Source organism: Pseudomonas sp. G2-4, assembly GCF_030064125.1.
Taxonomy (GTDB): Bacteria; Pseudomonadota; Gammaproteobacteria; order Pseudomonadales; family Pseudomonadaceae; genus Aquipseudomonas.
The window spans coordinates 834,524-858,832 of the sequence record NZ_CP125957.1; the positions used below are offsets into that span (position 1 = coordinate 834,524).

Here is a 24,309-nt window from a genome sequence, read left to right on the forward strand (position 1 = left end):
TTGACGAACCTCAGGGGTGTGCATGAGCTAACTCCTGTTCGCATCCTTGGTTGAGACTGAGGTTTCGCCGTGATGACTGTGACCACCGTGGTGGTGCCCGAAAAAATGCATCAGCGGGCACAACAGCAAAATCATATAAGGCAGTAAACCCAGCATATGGCTGTAGTGTTCTCTTGCCAGATAGAACAGCACGATCACCAGCAGCATACCCAGCGCTATGCCGGGTTTGCTCCTCCAAAATGTTGGAGAGGTGTTAGCGGAATGTGGCGAATTCATCATGGTTCTGTACTCCTGAGGGAGTGCTGTTTAGTGATACGTCGTAAAGGTGCAACGGGCGGCAGTTTTACCCTTGGCATATTGGCTAAAGTAAAACCGTCGCTGCATTGCCTACAGGCTTGTGCGCGTCACTTGCTCATCGGCATGTTCATCATGCTCGTTTGCTGATCCATCATTTTCATCATCATGTTCATCATTCCCATCTCCATGCCGTCTTTGTTGCCGTCCATGCCCATGCCCTTGCCATGACAGTTCTTATGCATCATAGCCATGCTGTCCTTCATCGTCTTCATGCTCTCCTGCATGGCGGCGTGTCGCTCGGCAGGGGTCTTGGCGGCGGCTGCCTTGTCGTGTGCAGCCTGCATTTTTTGCATTTGCTCGGTCATGACATTGTTTTGCATCGGCGTAGCTGCTTCGCTTGTCTTGGCGGGCGCGGTCTGCCCCTCCGGGTGATGCTCATCGACTGCCGAGGCGATAAGTGGGCTGCTCACGAGCAGGGTGGCGAGGATAAATTTCAATGTGGCATGCATGGCAATCTCCAAAGGGTGAGGACAACTCAGGTAATACCAAGCCGCGCCAGGTTGGCGCAGTCAGACAGTGCGCCGAAGATCGGCGCGCAGAAGGTCGATTAATCGTTGAAACGGACGAAAATCAGACGTACAGGCGGTCTGGCGGGAGCCGGGCGTCGTAACGCAAGAAAGGCAAAAGCGAAGGGGTTGGCGGGATATAAAATCAGCAACGCAGGGATCAGGAGCAGAAACGTCCAACTGGACAGGTCAAAAATTTTAAGATGGAGCGACGGACTTATAACTATCGCCGCATCGGCGCAGTGCTGAAGGCAATCGAGAGCAGGAGCTTCGTGGTTATCGTGATCTTGCGCGGTGTTCAGCGAGGCATGAGTTGTAGCCGGATTGTTGCTGGGCTGTACCAGACACCCCTGGGTCGCTGCCAGACCAAACGCTAACACCCACAGCACGATGGCGAGGCGTATGAACGCTGGTTGACGATGGCGAAACCAGAACATGGAGAATCTCCGGTACTGATTAACGGGTTTTGATTTTTCAACATACAGCACATCGAAGTGCCAAGGTTGATCCACATCAATTTATGCAGCCGGATGTCGACTCTTGTGGTGTGGTCAAATTGTATGGTCTACGTCGACCTTTCAGATGTTTACCCCTCTTTGTCGTTCTTTACTAGCAGCGTGTGGTGCACTGCCCTTTCATTGTCCTTGTGATTATGCGATTCACCTTGGCATTCCTTGAACCAGGCATAGAGTGCGTCATACACAACCAGGACGTGCGCCAGCATTTCATGGTCGTTAGTAAAACGCTGCGACAGCCCCAACGAGATTGCGTACAACCCAGCTGATTGCGGCGTCAGATCCAGGTGAGAGGTATCTGCCTCGCGTACGATCTTGGCCAGGTGCTGCAACCTCCCAATCAACCAACTTTGATGCTTGAGGCTGTACTTGACGTTTGAGATTTGCATTTCCCGCCAAATCCTCCGATCCAGCGATCTTTGATCGCGCCGATCGGAGGGTTCACTCGCTCTTTCTCGATGCCACCTCGTACCACCACCCCATTTCAAATTTAATTAGCGCCACGCCGGCGTTTACACGTCAGTAATTACTCGCGATTGTTATCGGGGCAGTGTAGTTCCAGCGTCAGAGCGAAGCTTGTCCTGAGGCTATGGCTAGAAAAGTGGCGACACCGGCGACACCGGCGACAACCCAAGCAAGACGGGGCCTGGAGTGTGGCGACAAAAGTGGCGACAGTCGCCACTTTTTGCACGCTTTGGCCGTGACGCTTGACCCCCTTTTCGAGTCGGTATAAAAATTGGCGCACGGATCGCTGTCGTTGACAGCACCAGCCCAGGTAGCCCGAACCTTCAAGGCTACGCCACTTGCGTGGTGGTTCCTCCAAAGTGCGATATAGCGTCCGGCGGCTCGCACGGTCACTCCCCAAGAGTGATGGATGCCTACTCGACTTATCTGTCCACTGCGGCAGACGATGGACTTACCTCGCTGCGCTGCAGCAACCTCACCATTCGGCACATTTCGCTGCGCCAGACCGCGCCCGTCTCTTTCTCTTGGAAAGAGACGGGCGCTCGTACCACCGCTGCAGGACACGTCGTACATGGCATTGCCGCAACTCTCCTCGTGACAATCGATCTGACAACGCCGATTCGTCGCCATCCGCAACGACACAGGCGCCGGTGCCCCAGCCCATGGAAAGGCTGCACCTGACTGACAGTCAGGCATGTCCCAGGTGTCCATGTCTTTGCCTTCTCCCACTCAGGATCTCCAGGTGCCGAACTCGTCAGTCGGCACAGCCTCCGCCCGCCCGCATTTTTGGATGCGCCAAGGAGGCCAGATTCATGGGTTCATGCCCTCGCTCTCGGTTGTAAGGAGCCGTTCGTTCCGCGTCAGTGAACACCTCACAGGCCGCAGGGGCCTTGATCCCTGATAACACTCAACAGCCGTGGCGGGAGTACGTGAGGGCAGCCATCAATCACCGAGGAGAGGGCCCATGCAGCAGTTAGATCCGAAGCTTGAACTACCACGACCACCTCGACCGCTGATTGAGTCGAATTCCTTGGCCCAGCCTTATCCGGTGCAGGCACTGGGTGGGATTCTTGGGCCTGCGGTGGAGCGCATGGCCGAGGTCATCGGCGTGCCCCAGGCGCTGGCTGCACAATCGGTCTTGGCCGCCTCGGCGCTGGCCACTCAAGGGCATGCGGGCTTACAGCTCGACGGGAGAAATTACCCCCTGTCGTTGTACTTGATTACTGTGGCCGCGTCCGGTGATCGCAAGACCGCCACAGACCGATTTGCATTGCTGCCTGCACGGCAATGGGAGCGTGAGCAGTGGCAACGCTACCGCGAACAGCTTGCTCGGTACCGCGCTGCACAGCGACAGGCACAGCGTATTAATCCTGCCGATCCCGATTTTAAAAATGATGTGCTGCGCGACGCGGAGCCCTCGGCCCCTCGGCTGATTACCACCGATCCGACTATCGAGGCCTTAATCAAGGGGCTCTGTCACGATTTGCCGAGCATGGGCCTGTTCTGTGATGAGGGCGGACAATTCCTCGGCAGTAGCACCATGAGTCGGGATAACCGTTTGAAAGCGGTCACGACCTTGTCGTCACTCTGGGACGGCAGCCCGATTGATCGTGCTCGTTCGATGGCCGGGGAAAGCCTGCGGGCCTATGACCGGCGCGTGAGCCTGCACTTGATGCTGCAGCCGTACTTGGCCATGCAGTTACTCAGTGACCCGTTGCTGCAGGGGCAAGGCATCCTCGGTCGCTGCCTGATGACCTGGCCTACCAGCCTGGCCGGACAGCGCAGTTACCAGGCCGTCGACTTGTCCAAAGACGCCGCCCTGAAGCGATATCACCGTCGGCTTTCGGCCCTGTTTTATCAGCCCTGGTCACTTTCCGCTGACGGTGCCTTGCAGCTGTTACCGCTGAGCCTCAGTCCGCTGGCTCGTCGTCGCTGGATTGATCTTCATGATGCCATCGAAGCCCAGATGGGTGAGTTTGGTGAGCTGGCCAGCGTGCGGCCCAGCGGATCTAAGGCCGCTGACAACCTGCTGCGCGTCGCCGGCATTTTGGCCGTGGTGGAGGAGAGCAGTGTCGTGGAGGTCGACCATATCCAACGGGCCTCGACCTTGGTTGGCTACTACCTCACCGAGATCCAGCGCCTGACCGAACGGGAACCGGTGTGCCGGGTAAAGGAAGAGGCGGACCGGCTGTTGCGCTGGCTGCAGGTCAAAGAGTGGAAGCGCTTTAGTATTCGAGACCTGAACCGCAACGGTCCCCGCTTTGCCCGAAAGAGCAGTCGCCATGCCACCAAGCTGTTAGTCGAGCTGCTTGATCATCAGTGGCTGATCACCGACGGCCACACCTTTGAGGTGCGTCATGTTCAATCTTGATGAAGCGTTGCGTAACCATCTGGCTCAGCGCCAAAAGGAGCCGAAAGCGCAGTTTGTCGCCGCTACTGTCGCCACTTTGTCGCCGCCCTCAAAGCCAGGCAGCACAAGGGTTGTCGCCACTGTCGCCGGTGTCGCCACCACCCAAAAAGTTATTGCCTCGACGGCAGCCATCATTCAGCGGTTGAAAGAAGAGGGCGCGCATCTCTACGTCATCAATAACACGCTGTGTTTTCGTCCGACTGATTGGGTCCAGCTCGCCATCGTGAGTGCGAACTGGCAAGCCCTCTTGCGTGATCTCGCCGCAGTCGATCAGGAGCAGAAAAATGGCTCGGGTCGGTAAGCGAGCTGGCCGTAATTTTGGCTTCGGTCGCCAGCTCAGCTATGCCGGACTGCAAGCTTTGAAAGATCTATTTGGCGACGGCCATTTTGCTTCCGTCAAAGCCCATAGTGATCGGTGGCAGGCTTTCGTGAATTGGTGTCGTTCAGAGGAAGGGCCGAGGCTAAATGACGCGCGACAGATCGATCGTGACGTCCTCATGGGGTACGCCACTTATGTTCGTAAGCAGGTTGATCAGGGCAACGTCGGCATCGCTACCGCCCAGAATCGCCTATCCAGCGTGAACCGAACGATGGCCGCGCTGCGCGGTGATCATCACGTCAAAATTTCCAGTCCGAGCAAGGCGCTAGGCCTACAGCGTTCAAGCGTTCGTAGTGAGGCACCGCAAGGCCAAGACCGTGTGCAGGTCAGGCTGATTGTGCAAGCGCTGTCAGAGCGAGGCCAGCAACGAGTGACCGCAATTGTCCACCTGGCCCGGGAAACCGGCATGCGCCTGCGTGAAGCGATCTTGGCGGACCTGCCGCGGCTGCAACGAGAGGCTCAACGACTGGGGAGGATCAATATCCAAGACGGCACCAAAGGCGGTCGATCAGGCGCGTCCGCACCGCGTTGGATTACGGTCACGGAACAAGTCCGCAGTGCCCTCGATAGGGCCACGGAGGTCTCACCCAAGGGCAGTCGGAATTTGTTGGCACCCAACGAAAGCTACAAAGACTTCATACAGACAGTCGTGCGACCGGCACGGGCCCTCCTGCATGAGCAGGGGTTGAAAGGTTTTCATGAGCTACGGGCGGCTTACGCCTGTGAGCGCTATGAGCAACTGACCGGCTGCCCTGCACCCGTGAATGGCGGTCGTTGTCACCGAGAACATCGAGAGCTTGATCAGCGTGGACGACAGCAGATCAGCCACGAGTTGGGACATAACCGCATCGATGTGGTGAGTGCCTACATCGGAGGTCGGCGATGAAGTCCGAGTTCGATATGGTGGTGTTTCTGAGCCCGGTGCTCAAAGGTGCACATGCCACGCGGCAGCGGCACATCAGACAAGCAGAAAGGATGCACGAGTCGATTGGTGAGCGCTGGGGTTGCGCGACTCCTTGGTCTTGGCGGGAAAAGCACGTCAAATGGTTTTTGGAACACTCGCTGCGCTGCGCTGCACCAGCGACCGTCTACTACTACGGATTAACAGCAGAATTGATCCGCCGTAGAAAAGCGCAACTCGTGGCTGTATGAACGTCGTGCGAATGACGCTTTTACATCATGGTGCACCTTTTTGGAATGCAATGGCTCACATATAAACAATTTCGGTGCGACATTTTGCTCGTGCCCCTATTACTGTCCGCTATGAGGGAGTAATAGGGTTTGGAGTCGCTAGTATATTGGCGTTCATCAATAGCGCTTTTGAAACTCTTCCTTCAAAACATAGAGTTGCCCAGCCGAGCTTGCCTTGTTGTGCACTTAAATGGCGCGCAGCTTGTTGAGGAGATGCACCAAAATAGTGATGAAACATGCGGGCTGCGGGAACGTCGAAAGAGTTTTTGGAGGGTGTTGAGATTAAATAAAAAATAGTGAGATTTTTTCTATATAAATCAATGCGATGGACAGTCGGTCTAACAGTCCATAATGCAGATTGGATCCAAAATTGTCTTCGAGGGCTTTACAGGCATTCCAAATCTCAGTAGCTTTTTATGCATTGAGATTTCAATGACAAGGAAAGTTATGAGTAATCCTAGGGACACCTATCTCCAGCGCTTGGTCGCACCTCGAAATATTTGGCTGAATGGTAAAAGGGTCAATAACGTTCTACAGGAGTCTGCCTTTCAGGGGGCTATTGAAAATACGCTGTCCTATTACGATATGTTGGAAAGCCCAGAGTTTCACTTCGACTACAAGGGCAGTCCTGCCGCAATAAGCTTGATGGTGCCAGGCACTGTCGATGATCTGGTTCGCAAACGTAATGCTTATAAAAAAGTGGCTGATAGTTCATTCGGGATGTTGGGAAGAACTCCCGATTTTATCAATGCCGGCTTGAGCGCCATGCGTTCCCATGCGACATTCTTCGGGCGTGATGAATATGCGGACTACTCGGCCAACGTTATTGATTTCTATGACCGTTGTGCCAAGGAGCATTTGTTCGTCGGCCACGGTGCAATCAACCCGCAGATTGATCGTTCCAAGCCCATGGGGCTTCAGTCCAACCTTTATGCCGGCGTCAAATGCGTAAACATCAGTGAGCGGGGGATCGAAGTCAGCGGGGCCAAAATGATTGTGACCCTTGCTCCCATCGCTGATCAATTACTGATCTTCAACATGCCCGGTCTGACTGAGCATGACGCCGATTATGCGCTGGCGTTCGCCGTCCCGACTGATGCGCATGGATTGAAGATCATTTGTCGCAAGAGCCTGGTACATCCCGAATCTTCTGAGTTCGACTACCCGCTTTCGAGCAAAATGGATGAGATAGACGCCTATCTCGTGTTTGATCAGGTGCGTATTCCTTGGTCTGATGTGTTCATCTTTCGCGACATTGCCAAATCCAATCAATTCTACGACGTGACCCGCACCCGCCATCATACTGGTCACCAAGGGGTTGTCCGGGGGCTAGCCAAGGCCGAGCTGCTGATTGGCGTTGCGGACAGTCTTGCTCGAAACCTAGGTCTTTCCTCCTACATTAATGTCCAGGAACAACTGGGGGAATTGACCACCGCCTATGAGCTTATCCGCGGTGCCGTAATGCTCTCTGAACTCGAAGCTCAAGTTGACGCCGAAGGCGTGTGCAACCCAAGTATTCACGCGATCCAGGCAATTCGCTGTCATTTTCCGAAGTGGTACCAGAAAATGTTGCAGACTGTTCAGTCCCTAGCGGCGGGCTCAATGCTGGCCGTGCCTCACGGTGATGATTTTCATAATGAGAACGAAGCCTGCCTGCAACAGGCGTTACAAAATCCGTTTTTGTCACCGTTGGACAGGGGCAAGTTACTCAACTTGGCGTGGGATGTAAGCGGTGATGGTTTTGGTCAGCGCCAAATGATCTATGAAACCTATCATGCTGGCGATCCTATGCGTATTGCTGCAGCGCACTACAGCAACTACAACAAGCAAGCCATGTCGGATTCGGTGGGGCGTGCGCTTAAAGGCAATCACTAAACTTTTATGTGTAGGTGGTCGGCCTGATACGTAATATTAGATTAAGTTTTCAGTCTGGTGTGTGCCTGCGTCGTCGGCTGCATGATATTTAAAATCAAAGGAACTGACTGTTCGTGATCTATAATCTTGGCAAACTCTCCAGTGTCTTGGATTCGCAAGATATTGATATGTTGTTAGTGTCCACTCGCGAAAATATCAACTACTTCACGGGTATCAGGCCCGTGATCAAGGAGTTAAATCCTTATTATGGCGAGTGCTACCTGGTCATTTGTCGTCAGAGTCCAGATGTTGTGCATGTCGTGCATTCTTGTGGAGAGTGCGATCAGATTACCGAGTCTAAAACCTCCATAGGCCTTGTTCACACCTACGGTACTTTCCATCGCGAGTTACCCGATGCCAGCGTGTTGCGCGGGGACGAAGTTGCCATCCATACATGGACCAGCAACTCGGCTCGGCACTTGAATGCCCAGCAGGCGCTTTCTTCTCTGTTGCAAGAATTGGGTGTTACACCGTCGACCCGGATCGGTTTTGACGAGGACGGTATCGCCCACTCCACCCTGGCCTCAATGCAGGAACAGTTCGGCCGAGACACTCTCGTTCTGGCATCAGCACTGATCCGACAGATACGCCGCGTCAAGACCCCTTATGAGGTCGAGATGCTGACCTTGGCAGCCCGCTGTAACGAAGCGGCGATCAAGCAGGTGACAGACGCGGTGCATGTGGGCATCAGCGAGGTGCAAATCGGCAAGATCTTCGAGTCCGCCGTAGTCGGCCTTGGCGGCCGACCTGAGCTAACGATGATCAAGATTGGTCGTGAGGCCGTCGGCGGGCAGCGCCAACAGCGGGCAGACATTACCTTGCAACGTGGCGACCTGCTCTGGTTCGACTCCAACACCCGATATCAAGGGTTCTGGGCAGACTTGGCGAGGGTCTACGCCTATGGCGATGTCACCGATGCGACTGCCCGGCGCTATGCCGCGTTGCGTGAAGGGATGCTGCACGCTGGGCGGTTGATCAGGCCCGGGATGTCCGGCAAGGACGTTTTCAACATGACCATGGAGTGCGTGAGAAGCAACGGATTTCCTGCATACAGGCGTCATCACGTCGGGCATGGCATAGGCCACGAGGCCTATGAGCGGCCGATCCTGGCGCCTGGCGAAGACGCGCAGGTTGAGCAGGGCATGGTGATCTCGGTAGAGACGCCTTATTACGAGTTTGGCCTGGGAGCCTTGCACCTTGAGGATCCATTACTCGTCGGTGTTGAGGGCAATACTTTTCTGACCAAGGATCCGTGTCCCGAGCTTGGGATTATCGCTACGTCATCGTTTCGATAGGAAATGAAGGGAGTCGCCTCGTGAAGAGCATTTTGGAAACCATTGGATCGTGTCCAGTCCTTGAGCTTTCCCACTCGCTGGTGCCCAGCGGCAAGAAGCTCTATTTGAAGCTGGAGCAATTTAACCCCAACCACAGCATTAAGGACCGGACCGCTCTGGGCCTGGTGCTGGCGGCCCTGGAGTCCGGCCTTTTGGCGCCTGGTGGCACCTTGATCGAATCCACCTCCGGCAATCTCGGCAAATCCCTGGCGATGATTGGCGCGGCGATGGGCTTGAAAGTGATCGTGGTGGTCGACCCTAAGGTTAGCTCTAGTGCAATCAATTGGTACAAAGCCTATGGCGCGCAGGTTGACTTGGTGACAGCGCCGGACGGTCAGGGAGGCTATCAACGGGCGCGGATCGAAAGGGTCCAGCAACTGCTGCACGAGTACCCCGGTGCCTACTGGCCCAACCAATATGACAATCCGCATAACCCGGCTTATCACGAGAAGGCCTCGGCCAAGGAATTCGCCAGTCTCGATTACGACGTGTTAGCCGGCTGCGTCAGCACGGGTGGGCATCTGTCCGGTATCGCCAGGGGTATCAAGCTCGAACGCCCGCAGGTCAAGATCCTGGCGTGCGATGTGGTGGGGTCTGCGGTTCTGGGCGGGGCATTTTCGCCTTACTTGCTCAATGGTGTCGGCCTGGCCTGGCGTTCGGCCAATACCCACCTGGATTGTTTTGACTACCACAGCTTGATTGATGACCACCATGCGATCTCGATGTGCCGGATTCTGGCCCGTGAAAACGGTTTGCTACTGGGCGGTTCGGCGGGGCTGGTGGCCTACGGCGCGCTGCAATGCCTGTATGGCTCCTCGGCGAAAAGTGTCCTGGCAATCATGCCTGACAGCGGCACCAACTACCTCGATACGCTGTATGACGACCGTTGGGTAGACGAAAAACAGATCCAGTTGTACGGCGTCGAGGCACTGCGCCAAGACCTGCAGGCCAGCGAGTTCAAAAGGTCCAGGCCGGGAATGGACGCCGAACACTTGGCTTCGATGAGCTATTGAAGCGCAACACCTCCCTTTGCGTTTCGTTTGTACTGTTCATCCATGAGGATGCTGCATGTTTGACTTCATTCAGACCGAGGCCATATCCCGGCAGGATTATCACGACGGCATGGCTAGGCTCGCGGCAGGCGTTTGCATCATCACCACGCGCATCAATGGTTGTCCTGAAGGCATGACTGCCACGTCCGTCTGCAGCGTATCGGATGCGCCGCCGACGTTGCTGGTGTGCCTCAATCAACGGTCGAGCACTTTCCAGGCGTGTCTGCAGAGCGAAATATTAAGCGTCAATGTGCTGGGCCCCCATGCCGCTGAGCTGAGCGAGATATTCGCCAAACCCCGTAGCACTGTCGAAAAATTCTCTTTTGGCCAATGGCATACCGGGACCACAGGCTCGCCCTTGCTCACGGATGCGTTGGTGATTTTTGATTGCCGGATTGTCTCCACTCACCGTGTTCACTCCCACGGAGTGCTGTTCTGCGAGCCCGTGACTGTGCAGGTAGGTAGCAAGCAGGAAGGGTTGGGCTACTTCAACCGGCGCTTCATTCGCATGGCGGCGCTATGAGCCGGCCTGCGCTTTTTTAGTTGTTCGATGCTTAACGAGTTTCCCTTACACCAGGAGATAACACTATGTGCGGAATGGCGGGTTGGCTTTCTTACTCAAGGGATCTGAGGCTGCACCGGGACACTGTCCAGCGAATGACCGATACCATGGCCCTGCGCGGTCCTGACGGTGAAGGCTTGTGGATCGAGGGGCCAATTGCCCTGGGCCATCGACGGTTGTCGGTGATCGATTTGGAGGGAGGCAGGCAACCTATGGCTGCCAACCAGCCGGGTCACGACAACGATGTAGCCGTCATCAGCTATGTCGGTGAGGTCTACAACTTTCGCGAGTTGCGTGCTGAGCTGGTGAGCAAAGGGCATCATTTCAAAACCAACAGTGATACCGAAGTGGTGCTGCGGGCCTATGTTGAATGGGGGGAGCAGTTTGCCGAGCGCCTGAATGGCATGTACGGTTTTGCCTTGTGGGATATACGCAAACAAGAGCTGCTGCTGGTCCGTGACCGGATGGGCGTTAAGCCGCTGTTCTACTTTCCTACCGCTGATGGCGTGATCTTCGGCTCGGAGCCCAAGGCCATCCTGGCTAACGCCCTGGTGCCCCGGCGAATCCAGGCCGACGGCATGCGCGAGCTGTTGGAACTGGTCAAGACGCCAGGGCAGGCGATCTTCGCAGGCATGCGAGAGGTGCTGCCAGGTGAGATTGTCAAGGTCAACCGCGATGGCATCAAGACTCGCCGTTATTGGCAACTAGAAGCCCGCGAGCACGGTGATTCGCTGCAGCAAACCATCCAGCACACCCGTGATTTGCTCGAAGACATTGTAGATCGCCAGATGATCACCGATGTGCCTCTGTGCGTGCTGCTGTCGGGCGGTCTGGATTCGTCGACCATTACATCCCTGGCCTCTAAAAAGCTGTTGGCCCAGGGTAAGGAAAATGTTCGTACGTTCTCCCTCGACTTCAAGGACCACGGTGAAGAGTTCGTCAGTGATGGCTTCCGCCTTACCCCCGACACACCCTTTGTCTGGGACTTGGTCAAGTGGGTGGACTCCAATCACGGCCAGATCATCCTAGACAGCCGAGAGTTGGCCGATCCGGCATTGCGTCTTGCCGTCGTCCGCGCGCTTGACTTGCCGCCGGCCTATTGGGGGGACCTTTATCCTTCGCTTTACCGCCTGTTTGAGGAAGTGCGTAAACAATCCACGGTTGCACTGTCTGGCGAGGCCGCAGACGAGGTATTCGGTGGGTACCGCTGGTTCCATGATCCGGCTGCCATTCCCGCCGATACCTTCCCATGGATGTCTACGGCGACGGTCAAGTTGTTCGACGGCAAGAACCTGTTCGATCAGGGCCTGCTGACGAAACTGGATATGCCCGCTTTCGTGCAAGACAGCTACCACCAAGCACTCGATTCGGTGCCGGAATTGCCGGGAGAGGACGCGACCAACCGGCGCATGCGCCAGATCACCCATATTCATCTGACGCGTTACGTGCAGTCCCTGCTGGACCGTAAGGACCGTATGAGCATGGCCGTGGGGCTCGAACTTCGGGTGCCTTTCTGTGATCACCGGTTGGTGGAATATGCCTTCAATATTCCCTGGGAAATGAAAACCTTCGATGGACGGGAGAAGAGTATCTTGCGTGCGGCGGCACGGGACTTGCTGCCGGATTCCATCGTGCAACGTATCAAAAACCCTTATCCAGCAACCCAGGATCCGGCCTACGAAAAAGAATTGCGTTCGGCCATGTCCAGTATTGCGGCGGACCCGAATGCACCAGTGCGCCAACTATTGGACCTGGGCCGAGTCAAGGACACATTGGGCAGGGAGGCGGGGAAAGTCTCCCCGTTGCACGAACGAATGGGCATGGAGCGGGTGGTGGGCATGAACAGTTGGCTCGCCGAGTATGATGTGTCCGTGGATATCTAACGTAGAAGGTGTCGAACCCATTCGCGCCGCGCCAGTGACGCGGTGGGTTCACGATGACTCAGCAGTGAACAAGGAGGGACATTACCGATGGTCAGCTCAGCCTTGCGGATATGGTGTGCAGTCAGTGTGCTGTGTATGGCCTCATTCACGATGGTGACGTCCGAGTTTGCCCCTATTGGTTTGTTGTCGCAGATATCATCTGACCTGGGTCAAACCCCGTCCACCGTCGGGCTGACGGTGACGTTGTACGCATGGATTGGGGCTGCCAGCGGCTTGCTATCTAACTGGCTGAACCGCTGGGTTCCCCGCAAGACGCTGCTGATCGCGTTGATGCTGATACTGGCCGTATCCAACGGCCTGGCGGCGTTATCCCCCGAATTTTCGACGCTGCTAGGCGCGCGCGCCTTCGGCGCATTGGCTCATGGTGTGTTTTGGGCAATCGTGGCTGCCACTGCCGCGCATATTGTGCCCCTGCATCGCATGGGGCTAGCCACTTCGATCGTGTTGGGCGGAATTACGATCGCCACGGTCATGGGCGTTCCGTTGATCAATCTGGTGGGCCAATACGATGGTTGGCGCACGGCCTTTGTGTGCCTGGCGTTGATGTGTGTTGCCAGCGCCGGTGCGATAGCACTGGTGCTTCCCTCCATGCAGATTCATTCGCTTGCCAAGGGTGTCGGGTTTGCAGCGGTACTGCGGCGTAAGGATCTGTTGATCACTTACGTCATCACCGGGTTGACTGCGGCTGCGCATTTTGGTGCCTACACTTTCGTCGAGCCGTTTATTGGCCAGGTACCTGGGATTACGGCGTACTTGATTGCAGTCTTGCTGTTCGCCTTCGGGGCCGCAGGTTTCCTGGGCAATCTGCTTAGTGCGCTCTTTATTGATCGCTACTTGAGCGCTTTCATTCTGATAGCGTTGATTGCGATGGCATTGGCCTTGGTTACCTTGGGCATTTACGGTCCTCTTCTGGGTATCGTGCCGGTGGTTGTCTTGCTGGTGATCTGGGGTGTGGCCATTTCCGCTTTGTTTACCGGCCTGCAGACCTGGGTCTTGAGGATTGCCGGTGATCACACGGTACCGGCCACAGCAATCCATACAGCTGTACTGAATAGCGCGATCGGGCTGGGTGTGATTATCGGCGGAGGAGCGCTGAATGTGGCCGGCTTCAAGGGGGCGATGTTATCGGCCAGCGTGGTGATTGTCCCTGCCATCGTCCTGATGGTTGCCGCAGGAGTTCGCGCTCGGACAGAACCCGTGTTCTTGTGAAGCGGGAGGACGTGGATATCTTTGGCTAATATCTCAGTTGCAAAGGCTTAGGCGGGCAGATTGCCCCTTCAAAACGGTCACCAGCCTGCAAGTGGCCACCGGCGTGTGCTTAGGTATCATCTGGGCTATTAAAACCGTGATCGCGGGATCCTCGAGCCGGAACAGTTGGGTCATCGGCGGAGGTTGGAAATTGCTCTACCCCTCCTTGAGGTGAGTACGGCTTTTACAATAGGTTTAGGTGTTTAGCCGTTCGCCGTCTTTTAAAAGTAAGCCCCTGCACACGGGAATGCGGAGCCTTCCCGTGTGCAGGGGCTTGGCATGAGTAGCACAGGCAAGCAGACGATTTGGCGACAGTCGCCAGCGCTACCGCCATCCAGTGATCCCTCAGCGTATCGGGACGACATTGCGGCCCCTGGTTTGATTGATGGCAGATGCCGACAGGCTGCCCGTGGCCGCTTTCTGGATATGTTCACTCCACCAAGCCATCATCGGACGCCGGCGTTCGATGTAATTCGCCCGGTTGTAGGCGCTTCGAACTTCGTCTTTATCGACATGCGCCAGCGCGACTTCGATTAGCTCCGGATCCCACCCATGCTCGTTCAGGATTGTGCTGGCCATGGAGCGCATGCCGTGGCTGACCAAGCGATCCTGGAAACCCATCCGTTTCAACGCCATGTTGGCTGTCTGGCTATTCGCGTGGGTGCGCGGGTTTCTATCTGACGGGAACACATATTCCCTGTGGCCGCTATGGGTCTTGAGTGTCTCCAGTAACGCGAGTGCCTGTTCAGTCAGCGGGATGGTATGCGGGCGACGCTTTTTCATGCGCTCCGGTGGGATGGTCCAAATGCGTTTGTCGAAATCGATGTCTGTCCACCGAGTGGTGGCTGCCTCGACAGGGCGGGTCATAGTGTGTAGCTGCCATTCGATCAGGCAGCGCGTGACTCGCTTGATGCTGGCATTCGCGATCTCCATCATGAGCTCGGGGAGCTCGTCAGGTCGTAGCGCGGCCATGTTCTCTTTCTTGGGTTTCTTGAAAACCGCCCGGATGCCGCTGAGGGGGTTGGCAAAGATCATCCCGGAATTGACCCCGTAGGTCATGATCTCGTTAAGGCGCTGGCTTACCCGCTTCACGGTCTCGAGGCTACCTTTGGCCTCAATCGGACGAAGCAACTTGATGACCATCGGGGCATTTACTTCCGACAACGGCGTTGATTTCATGCTCGGAAATACATGCAGCGTGAGTGAGCGCCAGATGTCTTCGGCATACGCTGGCGTGACGGAATCCTTCTTCAGCTCGAACCAGGCGGTGGCCACGTTCTCGAAGGTGTGTTCCGTTTCTGCTCGTTTGGCTTCCTGCAGCTCATTGCGCTGAGCTTTTGGGTCGATGCCCTGTGCAAGCAGCTCTCTGGCCTCAACGGTTTTCTTCCTCGCTTGCGCAAGAGAAACCTCGGGATAAGAGCCGAGTGCCATGTTGATTCGATTCTTGGTGACGGGATGCCGGTAGTTGAAATTCCACTGCATTGAGCGATTGACCCTGACTCGCAGCTGGAGCCCGTCGCCATCCGTGAGGACGTAATCCTTATCTTTCGGTTTGACCGCCTTGAGCTGGCGGTCGGAGAGGCGGGTGGTTTGAGCGCACATGAGAAGTACTCCATGACACTTTTGGTATTCCCAAGATTAGCCCTAGGTAGCCGGGAATACCATTGGGAATACCAAACCGCCTGGAACTCAAAAAACCTGGAAAGCCTCCAGCAGCCCTGAAACCCCCGTATTTACTGGATTTCAGGCACAAAAAAAGACGTCCGTGGACGTCTTTAGATGATGAAGTGGTGGAGCCGGGGGGATTTGAACCCCCGTCCGCCAGTACTCCGCTGTCGGTACTACATGCGTAGCCGTGTCTATTAAGTTAACCCTCAGCGACCCGACGGGCAGGGTGCTTTGGGCGAGTTGTGTAAGTTTTAGCCGATTCGTCCACAACGTACTGCACGGCGATTCTGTTCTATATGACAATCACTTTGGGTTTACAGACATCCCCTAATGATTGCTGGACCCGAAGGTACCAGAAGCTCAGGCGTTAAGGCTGCTTACGCAGCGATAGCGTAGTCCTGGCCGTAGTTTTCGTCATTGGCAACTATAGAAGTTGCAACAGTGGATTTACGAGTTCTGTTACCAACTCGGCATGCACCTAGAGTTTCGCAACCAGCGTCGAATCCTAAACGGCCCCGAACCTGTCGCTTCGTGAATCTACTGAAGCGGCAGGCATTTGCAGTGTACGCCAATACGCGGCAGAGGCCAACCCGAAGGTTGGCCGGACGCGAGATTACGGCTGATCGCCCTTGGTATTGTTCTGCAGTTTCTGGAGCGCCTGGGTGGTCAGCGAGATGCAGTTCTTGGTGCCTTCCTCGGTGCCTTTGGCCTGCTCGGCCGTGGCCTGCCCGACGGTGGCGTCAGTATCGGCCTTCAAGCTTTCGCTCATTTGCTCGGTACTGACTTTGGCGTCCTTGATTTTCTGCAGATTGATCTGGCAAAGGTCTGCCTGGCTATCTGCAAACACCGGAGAGGCCAACAGCGCAGCGGAAATGAACAAGCCAGCAAATGCAATGTGCTTCATGTGTATCTCCTTGAACGTATGGTCTCGGTGCTGTCGGAGGATCACGGACAGGCCCGAGTCTATGAGGGGCCCAACGGAGTAGGGCCTATTCAAGGGACTACAGCGAAACGCAGGAATTCGATTTTTCTTCGAATCCTGTAATACCTCCCTCGGCGTCGACGGGTTTGCGGCGGGTGACGCGGTCTACCAGATACACCAGTCCGTGGTAGTCGATTTCACCATGGCGCGTCAGACCAATCTCGCACGTGCGACTGGTGGAAATACCCTCGGTGCAATACTGAACCGCGTCCTTGAGCGTTCGCAGTGAGTGGGCGTTGAGCTCCGGCGTGGTGAAACCCTTGTCGCCGGCAAAACCACAGCAATGGATACCCTCCGGAATCACCACGTGTTTGCTGCATTTGCGCGCCAGGTCGATCAGTGCCTGGCTTTCGCCCAGGTGCTGGGTGCTGCAGGTGACGTGCACCGCAATCGGCTCATCCTGTGGGGTGAACTCAAGACGCTCCATCAAATGCGTACGGATGAAGCGCACCGGATCGTACAGGTCCAGTCGGACATTCCCCAGGTCCTGGACCAGGCGCAATGTGCAAGGGCTGGTGTCGCAATAGATCGGATCAAGCCCGCCGCGACTGGCATGCAGCAGTGCGCCGATCAGTTCCTGGCGTTTGTGCTCGGCTTGTTCGACGTAGCCTTTGGATGCAAAAGGCTGGCCGCAGCAGAGGCTGTCCACATTGTCGGGAAAGATGACTTGATAGCCGGCTTTTTCCAGCAGTCGTTGAGTCTTTTCGTACAGCGACATCTGCTCTTTATCCCCGGCCGCCGGGCCCATGACCCGCGACACGCAGGCCGCCAGGTACACCACCCTCGGACGCTCGTCCGACACGGCAGGGCTGAAACGGATGGCTTTTTCCGGCTGGGGCATGGCGCTGGTCCACTGCGGAACCTGGCCCTTGGACAGCCGCGTCAGCGATGCCGACAGTTTCGCCAGCCGGGGAGCCCCCAGCAGCATGCGCGCACCGTTGGCGACGTGCAGGGCAAAGCGCGCGCCTTGCAGCGTGGTAGCGAAATTTCCTTCGATCCAGTTGGCGGTTTTAGTCTTCGTTGCCTCACGGCTGCGAAGCTTTTTCACCAGTTCGCCGGTATTGATACCTACCGGACAACGTTGCGCGCACAGGCCTGTCGCGGCGCAGGTGTCGATGCCCTGGTATTGATAGGCCGTTTCCAGGTCCGATGTGTCAACGCCCGCGCGCTTCTTTGCCTGGATATCCCGCCAGATCACGATACGTTGGCGCGGACTCAAGGTCAGGTCCTTGGACGGGCACACGGGTTCGCAGAAACCGCACTCGATGCACTTATCCACAATCTCATCGGCGGCCGGCAGGGGCTTGAGGTGCTTGAGGTGGATCTGCGGATCCTCGCTGAGCACCACGTCCGGGTTGAGAATGCCGTTAGGGTCGAGCAAGCGCTTGAGCTGCCACATCAATTGATAGGCATCGCTGCCCCATTCCAGCTCGACGAACGGCGCCATGTTGCGGCCGGTGCCGTGTTCGGCTTTCAGCGAACCGCCGAACTCTACCGCCACCAGCTGTGCTACGTCGTCCATGAATGCCTGGTAACGTGCGACTTCTTCAGGGTTGTTGAAGCCCTGGGTGAAGACGAAGTGCAGATTACCTTCCAGTGCGTGTCCGAAAAGGATCGCTTCGTCGTAGTGATGTTTGTCGAACAGTTCGATCAGGCGATTCACGCCAGCGGCGAGTTGCTCCACCGGAAAGGTCACGTCTTCGATGATCACCGTGGTCCCGGTTTTGCGGACTGCGCCTACCGCCGGAAAGGTGTCTTTGCGGATGGCCCAGAGCCGGGCGTTTTCCCTTGGGTCTTCGGTAAAATCGACCTGTTTTTCCACCGGGAACCCGGCCAGGGAGGCCATGATCCGGGTCAGTTGCTCCTGTAGCAAAGACGAAGACGCGGCGCGGGATTCGATCAGCAGGGCGCAGGCATTGATCGACAGGTGTTGTACGAAATCCGGCATGCCCGGTTTGTCCTGTACCGAGCGCAGGCTGCGCCTGTCCAGCAGTTCCACGGCCGATACCGGTTGGCTTTTCAGCACGGTGACCGCGTTGCAGCAGGTTTCCACATCCGGAAAGACGATCAGTGCCGACGCCTTGTTGGGATGGTCGATGACCGTGTTGTAGGTCACCGCGCTGATGAAGCCGAGGGTGCCTTCGGAGCCCACCAGCAGGTGGCTCAAGATATCCACAGGTTCATCGAAATCCACCAGGGCATTGAGTGACAAACCGGTGGTATTTTTCAGACGGTATTTGTGGCGAATTCGTGCGGCGAGTTCGGTGTTGGCGCGGGTTTCGCGACCCAGGGTCGCCAAGCGTTCCAGCAGTTCGCCATGGCTTGTACGAAAAGCCGCCACGCTGGTGTCGTCTTCGGTGTCGAGACGGGTGCCATCGGCCAGTACCAGGCGGATGCCGGCCAGGGTGTGATAGGTGTTCTGCGCCGTGCCGCAGCACATGCCGCTGGCGTTGTTGGCGACAATACCGCCGATCTTGCAGGCGTTGATCGAGGCCGGATCAGGGCCGATCTTGCGGCCGAACGGTGCCAGCCAGGCGTTGGCCTGGGCGCCGATCACGCCGGGTTGCAAACGAATCTGCGTGCCTTGCTCGCGGATCTCGCGACCGTTCCAGTTATCCCCCAGCACAATCAGCACCGAGTCGCTGATGGCCTGCCCGGACAGGCTGGTGCCGGCGGCGCGGAAGGTGACGGGTACCCGGTCGCGCTGGGCGAGCTGCAGCAGTGCAATCACTTCATCTTCGGATTCGACGCGTACCACCAGTTTCGGAATCAGCCGATAGAAACTGGCATCGGTGCCGAAGGCCAAAGTCGACAGCGGATCGTCGAAACGTCGCTTGTGCGGGATCAGCTGTTGTACATCGCGCAGGAAAGGGGCTGGAAGGCTCATTGGTCCTCCAGAATCAAAACCACCAGATCCTTCGGGCCGTGCGCGCCGTAGGCCAGGACTTGCTCGATGTCGGCGGTTTTCGAGGGGCCCGACACCAGCAGGGCGTTGGTAGGCATGCCCTGGGCCCATTCGAACTCCTGTTGCACTTCATAGAAGTTGTCGCGAATCTCGCTGGCCTTGAGCAGGGCGAAGTGCACCGGTGGCACCAGGCTCATCAGGCGGGGTTCTTCCCGCGTCGGCCAGAGAATCAGGCTACCGGTCGCGGCGATGGCGCCGAGGGTTCCGGTCAGGCTGGCGGGTGTGTCGTTGAACAGTTCGGCTTTCCATTCCTCCACCGGCCGGTCGTAAGCCTTGAGGGTTGGCAGGTCCGGATTGGTCGCCCAGAACTGTGTGATTTTTTGCCCGTGTGCGGTGGTCGGGGCGATGAGCAGGCTCGGCAGCTGACGGTCGCGCAGTAATTGCGCCAGCAGGGCCGGCCAACCTTCATCGGAAGTCAGGTGGATTTCGGTGTGCACCGCTTCCATCAGCTTGCGCAACTGCGGGATGTGTTCTTCCGGCGCGTAGCGGTAGGTTTGCGTCACCAGTTCGACATCGAAATTGTCGGCAACGGGGGTGGCGCCCGTCAGGCTTTTACGCAATTTGGCGAGGATATTTTCCTTGGCGCTCATCGGCGGTCTCCCTGCTGGTTCAGGTGTTCGCGGGCCAGGTCATGCAATGAGCGGGCGGCGGGTTTCGGGGCGCTGTGGTTTTGGGTCCAGGGGCCGACGTTGTCGGGCGTCAGGGCGCGCAGGCGCGTGGCGAGGAAACCGAACAGCCGATACAGGCGTGGTGAGCTGTTGAGCCAGGCCCAGGCATTCCAGATGAAGCGTTCCTTGGGCGAGTATTTGCTGCCCTGGCCGCGCATCACTGGGTTCGGGCTGCCCGGCGCCTTGACGTTTTCTTCCCGCAGCCGCCGCAGCAGCGCGGGGATCGGGATTTTCACCGGGCAGACTTCACCGCAGGCGCCGCACAACGAAGACGCGCTCGGGTGGTCCGGCACTTTGGCCAGGCCGACCATGTGTGGTGTGATGATTTTTCCGATGGGCCCCGGGTAAACCTCGCCGTAGGCATGGCCGCCGATTCGGGTATAGACCGGGCAATGATTCATGCAGGCGCCGCAGCGGATGCAGTTCAGGGTCTGGCGCAGTTCACTGTCGGCAAACGCCTGGCTGCGACCGTTGTCCAGCAGCACCAGGTGGACTTCCTGGGGGCCGTCCAGTTCGTCAGCCTTGCGCGGGCCGGAGATCATGTTGACGTAGGTGGTGATCGGCTGGCCGAGGGCCGAGCGGGTCAGCAGCGAGAGCAGCGGCACGACATCGCGAAGGTTCTCCACGACTTTTTCGATGCCGGTGACGGCGATGTGCACCGGCGGTACCGTGGTGGACATCCGGCCGTTACCTTCGTTTTCCACCAGCAGCAGCGTGCCGGTTTCGGCGACGGCGAAGTTGACGCCCGAGACGCCGACGTCGGCCTCGAAGAATTTCTGTCGCAATACCTTGCGACCGATCTGAATGAGTTGGTCAACGTCCTTGGTGTACTCCACGCCGAGTTTGTCGTGGAACAAGGACGCGACCTGACCGGCGTTCTTGTGGATCGCCGGCATAATGATGTGTGAAGGCTTCTCGTGATCGAGCTGGACGATGTACTCCCCCATGTCGGACTCAAGACTTTCAATGTCCCGGGCCTCGAGGAAGTGGTTCATCTCCATCTCTTCGCTGACCATCGATTTGCCCTTGATCACTTGCCGCGCCTCGTGAGCACGGATGATCGAGAGGACGATGCCATTGGCTTCGTCCACCGTCTCCGCCCAGTGCACATTCACACCGTTGCGGGTCAGGTTGGTTTCAAGTTGCTCGAGCAGGTCGGGCAGCTTGGATAACGCACGGGCGCGGACGGCATTGCCCAGCACTCGCAAGTGTTCTCTTTCGTGGGCATCGCTGAAGGACGTTGCCCGCTTGGTCATCAGTGAATCCATCGCACTGCGAAAGTTGTTTCGCAGTTGCGTGTCGTCCAGGGCCTTGTGGGCTCGGGCGCGAAAATCCTCTTGCACCTCAACAGTCGGGATCAGCGTCGGCGTGCTCATGCCACACCTCCGGTACGCTGCCAGAGGAAACTCGCCAGATGCTGGCCCCGTAGCGCTTCCTGCTGTTTCTCCAGTGCGCCGTTGATGTTCATCAGGCAGCCACAGTCGGCGCTGACGACCTGATGGGCGCCGGATTCCTTCAGCGCTTGGGTCTTGTCAGCCACCATCGCTCCGGAAATATCCGGCATGCGCACGCTGAACGTCCCACCAAAACCACAGCATTCGCTCTCATGACTGTGTTCAACGCGCTCCACGTTGCGCAGCTGCGCCAACAACGCGCGGCCATGCAGGTGGGTGTTCATTTCACGTCGTGCCGAGCAGGACGTGTGCAACGCGATCTTCACCGGTTTGCCGCTGTCCTGAAGCTGCACCTTGCAGACAAACAACAGGAACTCGGCCAGTTCATAGGTCCGGGCAGCCAGGGCCTGGACCTGCTTGAGCGTGTCGGGCTCGTCCTTGAACAGGTCGGCGTAATGCTCGCGCAACATGCCAGCGCAGGAGCCCGAGGGCACCACCACCGGATAATCCCCGGCAAACAAGGCCAGTTGCGCCCGTGCCACCGTCCGCGCCTGCTCGGTGTAACCCGAGGTGTAGGCCGGCTGACCGCAGCAACTTTGCCCTTGCGGGTACTCCACCCGGATGCCTTCGCGTTCCAGCAGGTGAATCGCATCCATCCCGGCCTCGGGATAGAACAGGTCCACCACACACGTTCCGAACAGGTAGACCCGTTGCGGTTTTTCGCTGGGGTACTGCCGAGGCTCGGGCAATGGCGGGGCGACACGGGTCGCGTTCGGCACGGCGTTGTAAAAAAGCTCGCTCATCAGGCGTGTCTCCGGGTGGTCCCGGTTATCCGTCCGCTGAGGCTGCTGAAATATAGACAGGAAATCTTTCAGCAGCCTTGCAGACCCGGTGATCAATAGCAGACGCCGAATCGAAGTTCGGCGTCGGTTTTTTCGCTGTTGCCTGTCGTACTCAGTGCACCAGCATGCCGGTTAACCAGTAGGCCTGGGCCAACGTGATCAAGCCAACGATCGTTGCAAAGAATAGGCTGTGTTTGAGGGTGAAACGGAACAGATCCGATTCCTTGCCCACCAACCCGGTTGCCGCGCAGGCCACCGCGATCGATTGCGGCGAGATCATCTTGCCGGTCACGCCGCCGCTGGTGTTCGCTGCAACGAGCAAGGTGTCGTTGACGCCGATCTGGTGCGCGGTGGTGGCTTGCAGCGAACCGAACAACGCGTTGGACGACGTATCGGAACCGGTCAGGAATACGCCCAGCCATCCCAGGAACGGCGAGAAGAACGGGAACGCTGCGCCCGTGCCAGCCAGCACCAGGGCCATGGTCGATGACATACCCGAGAAGTTGGTGACGAAGGCGAATGCCAGCACCATACCGATGGACAGGATCGGCCAGCGGAGTTCGTAGAAGGTCTCTTTTAAAGTGGTAAGACCAGTTCTAAGGTTGATCTTCAGCACCAGCATCGAGATCAGCGCCGAGAAGAAAATCGCCGTGCCGGTGGCTGAAATCGGATCAAGCTTGAACACGGCCGGAATGGCGGTGGGGTTGATCACGATTGGAGCGACTTTGATCACCATCTGATCCAGGTGCGGGATGGCGAAGTTGAACACCCAGCCGTACATCGATCCGCCCGCGGCGAACATCGCCTTGAATGGCTTCAGGGTCCAGATCGTCACCAGCACGGTGAGAATCAGGAACGGCGACCAGGCCTTGATAATTTCCCCCAGGCTGTAGGGCGAAGCCACGGTGCTGCGAGGCTGGCCGAAACCGCCGACACTGGCGGTGATGGCTGCGCTGGATGTGGCGCCGGCAATCTGCGCGCCGGCGGTGCGCTTGGGTTGCCAGACTTTCAGAAACAGTGTGAGGGAGACCAGGCTGGCCAGGGCCGAGGTGATGTCCGGCAGTTCTGGGCCGATGAAGTTGGAGGTGAAGTATTGGGTGATGGCGAAACTCAAGCCTGCCACCAGCGCCGCCGGCCAGGTTTCCCGCACGCCGCGCAGGCCGTCCATCATGAACACCAGCCAGAACGGCACGAACAGCGACAGCAATGGCAGTTGGCGACCGGTCATGGCGCCGATCTTGAACGCGTCGATCCCGGTGACCTGTCCGGCCACGATAATCGGAATACCCAGCGCGCCGAACGCCACCGGGGCGGTGTTCGCGATCAGGCACAGGCCGGCGGCGTACAGGGGATTGAAGCCCAGGCCGACCAGCAGCGCCGCTGTGATCGCCACTGGCGCACCGAAGCCGGCGGCACCTTCCAGGAATGCGCCGAAGCAAAAACCGATCAGCAGCACTTGCAGGCGCTGGTCATCGGTAATCGACAGCACCGAGCTGCGGATCACTTCGAACTGGCCACTCTTGACCGTCAGTTTGTACAGGAACACCGCGGCGACGATGATCCAGGCGATGGGCCACAGGCCGTACGCAAAACCATAACCGGCGGCGGCGAACGCCATGTCGGCAGGCATCTGGAACGCAAAGATCGCCACGGCAATTGCCAAGGCCAGGGTGATACTGCCGGCCACGTGCCCCTTGAGGCGAAACACCGCCAGGGCCAGGAAGAAAAATACGATGGGAATGACGGCCGCAAGTGCGGACAAGCCGAGGCTGCCGAGCGGGCTGTAGAGCTGTTGCCAGGTTTGCATAGTGGGTGGGCCCCTAATTGTTGTTGGTCAGGCACTGCCAGCGCTTTGGTTAATTGGTAATACCAATTTACATTCGCTGTTGGCTAGGGTAAAAGCCTTGGTTGTCG

At 57.4% G+C, this 24,309-nt stretch carries 21 protein-coding genes and 1 other RNA gene; 10 read left to right on the forward strand and 12 right to left on the reverse strand.

What is annotated here, in order from left to right; translation table 11 throughout:
* Positions 1–27: 27 nt before the first annotated feature.
* From QNH97_RS03555 to QNH97_RS03570, 4 genes are all read right to left on the reverse strand, one after another.
* Positions 28–279, reverse strand: a complete 252-nt coding sequence (locus QNH97_RS03555) for a DUF2933 domain-containing protein (protein ID WP_283555632.1) — start codon at positions 277–279, stop codon at positions 28–30.
* A gap of 125 nt (positions 280–404) precedes the next feature.
* Positions 405–806, reverse strand: a complete 402-nt coding sequence (locus QNH97_RS03560; protein ID WP_274116606.1) for a hypothetical protein — start codon at positions 804–806, stop codon at positions 405–407.
* Positions 807–904: 98 nt separating this feature from the next.
* Positions 905–1,300: a hypothetical protein gene (locus QNH97_RS03565; protein ID WP_283555633.1), complete on the reverse strand. Its 396-nt coding sequence runs from the start codon at positions 1,298–1,300 to the stop codon at positions 905–907.
* A gap of 149 nt (positions 1,301–1,449) precedes the next feature.
* A complete protein-coding gene (locus tag QNH97_RS03570) occupies positions 1,450–1,767 on the reverse strand; it encodes a chromate resistance protein ChrB domain-containing protein (protein WP_283555634.1) in 318 nt (105 codons plus the stop codon).
* Between the two features lie 1,040 nt (positions 1,768–2,807).
* On the opposite strand from QNH97_RS03570, the gene QNH97_RS03575 reads away from it, so the two are divergent.
* From QNH97_RS03575 to QNH97_RS03620, 10 genes are all read left to right on the forward strand, one after another.
* A complete protein-coding gene (locus QNH97_RS03575; protein WP_283555635.1) occupies positions 2,808–4,214 on the forward strand; it encodes a YfjI family protein in 1,407 nt (468 codons plus the stop codon).
* Positions 4,201–4,554 carry a hypothetical protein gene (locus QNH97_RS03580; protein WP_283555636.1) on the forward strand — a complete coding sequence of 118 codons (354 nt, stop codon included), beginning with the start codon at positions 4,201–4,203 and terminating at the stop codon, positions 4,552–4,554. Before QNH97_RS03575 ends, QNH97_RS03580 begins: the two co-directional genes overlap by 14 nt.
* Positions 4,538–5,518, forward strand: coding sequence for an integrase domain-containing protein (locus QNH97_RS03585; protein ID WP_283555637.1), 981 nt, complete (start codon positions 4,538–4,540; stop codon positions 5,516–5,518). The genes QNH97_RS03580 and QNH97_RS03585 overlap by 17 nt, the downstream gene beginning before the upstream one ends.
* Positions 5,515–5,784 carry a hypothetical protein gene (locus QNH97_RS03590; protein ID WP_283555638.1) on the forward strand — a complete coding sequence of 90 codons (270 nt, stop codon included), beginning with the start codon at positions 5,515–5,517 and terminating at the stop codon, positions 5,782–5,784. Before QNH97_RS03585 ends, QNH97_RS03590 begins: the two co-directional genes overlap by 4 nt.
* Before the next feature lie 486 nt (positions 5,785–6,270).
* Entirely contained in the window at positions 6,271–7,698 is a 1,428-nt protein-coding gene (locus QNH97_RS03595; RefSeq protein ID WP_283555639.1) for a 4-hydroxyphenylacetate 3-hydroxylase N-terminal domain-containing protein, read from the forward strand.
* A gap of 113 nt (positions 7,699–7,811) precedes the next feature.
* Positions 7,812–9,032 (forward strand): M24 family metallopeptidase, encoded by a 1,221-nt coding sequence (locus QNH97_RS03600; RefSeq protein ID WP_283555640.1) that lies wholly within the window; start codon positions 7,812–7,814, stop codon positions 9,030–9,032.
* A 20-nt stretch (positions 9,033–9,052) separates the two neighbouring features.
* A complete protein-coding gene (locus QNH97_RS03605; protein WP_283555641.1) occupies positions 9,053–10,084 on the forward strand; it encodes a pyridoxal-phosphate dependent enzyme in 1,032 nt (343 codons plus the stop codon).
* A 55-nt stretch (positions 10,085–10,139) separates the two neighbouring features.
* Positions 10,140–10,646 (forward strand): flavin reductase, encoded by a 507-nt coding sequence (locus QNH97_RS03610; RefSeq protein WP_283555642.1) that lies wholly within the window; start codon positions 10,140–10,142, stop codon positions 10,644–10,646.
* Positions 10,647–10,711: 65 nt separating this feature from the next.
* Positions 10,712–12,568 carry an asparagine synthase (glutamine-hydrolyzing) gene (gene asnB / locus QNH97_RS03615; RefSeq protein WP_283555643.1) on the forward strand — a complete coding sequence of 619 codons (1,857 nt, stop codon included), beginning with the start codon at positions 10,712–10,714 and terminating at the stop codon, positions 12,566–12,568.
* 135 nt (positions 12,569–12,703) lie between these two features.
* On the forward strand, positions 12,704–13,837 hold the full coding sequence (locus QNH97_RS03620) for an MFS transporter (protein WP_283555644.1): 1,134 nt from the start codon (positions 12,704–12,706) through the stop codon (positions 13,835–13,837).
* A gap of 384 nt (positions 13,838–14,221) precedes the next feature.
* Here QNH97_RS03620 and QNH97_RS03625 read toward each other — a convergent pair whose 3' ends face one another.
* The 8 genes from QNH97_RS03625 to QNH97_RS03660 all read right to left on the reverse strand — a co-directional run bounded on the left by QNH97_RS03625 (position 14,222) and on the right by QNH97_RS03660 (position 24,202).
* Positions 14,222–15,478 carry an integrase domain-containing protein gene (locus tag QNH97_RS03625; protein ID WP_283555645.1) on the reverse strand — a complete coding sequence of 419 codons (1,257 nt, stop codon included), beginning with the start codon at positions 15,476–15,478 and terminating at the stop codon, positions 14,222–14,224.
* 186 nt (positions 15,479–15,664) lie between these two features.
* Positions 15,665–16,061: a transfer-messenger RNA gene (gene ssrA / locus QNH97_RS03630) on the reverse strand.
* A 96-nt stretch (positions 16,062–16,157) separates the two neighbouring features.
* Positions 16,158–16,448 carry a PA2433 domain-containing protein gene (locus QNH97_RS03635; RefSeq protein ID WP_283555646.1) on the reverse strand — a complete coding sequence of 97 codons (291 nt, stop codon included), beginning with the start codon at positions 16,446–16,448 and terminating at the stop codon, positions 16,158–16,160.
* Positions 16,449–16,545: 97 nt separating this feature from the next.
* Positions 16,546–19,413 carry an FAD-binding and (Fe-S)-binding domain-containing protein gene (locus QNH97_RS03640; RefSeq protein ID WP_283555647.1) on the reverse strand — a complete coding sequence of 956 codons (2,868 nt, stop codon included), beginning with the start codon at positions 19,411–19,413 and terminating at the stop codon, positions 16,546–16,548.
* Positions 19,410–20,081, reverse strand: coding sequence for a LutC/YkgG family protein (locus QNH97_RS03645; protein WP_283555648.1), 672 nt, complete (start codon positions 20,079–20,081; stop codon positions 19,410–19,412). The genes QNH97_RS03640 and QNH97_RS03645 overlap by 4 nt, the downstream gene beginning before the upstream one ends.
* Entirely contained in the window at positions 20,078–21,535 is a 1,458-nt protein-coding gene (locus tag QNH97_RS03650) for a LutB/LldF family L-lactate oxidation iron-sulfur protein (protein ID WP_283555649.1), read from the reverse strand. Before QNH97_RS03650 ends, QNH97_RS03645 begins: the two co-directional genes overlap by 4 nt.
* Positions 21,532–22,356, reverse strand: coding sequence for a (Fe-S)-binding protein (locus QNH97_RS03655; protein WP_283555650.1), 825 nt, complete (start codon positions 22,354–22,356; stop codon positions 21,532–21,534). The genes QNH97_RS03650 and QNH97_RS03655 overlap by 4 nt, the downstream gene beginning before the upstream one ends.
* 151 nt (positions 22,357–22,507) lie before the next feature.
* A complete protein-coding gene (locus QNH97_RS03660) occupies positions 22,508–24,202 on the reverse strand; it encodes a lactate permease LctP family transporter (protein WP_283555651.1) in 1,695 nt (564 codons plus the stop codon).
* Between the last annotated feature and the right edge of the window lie 107 nt (positions 24,203–24,309).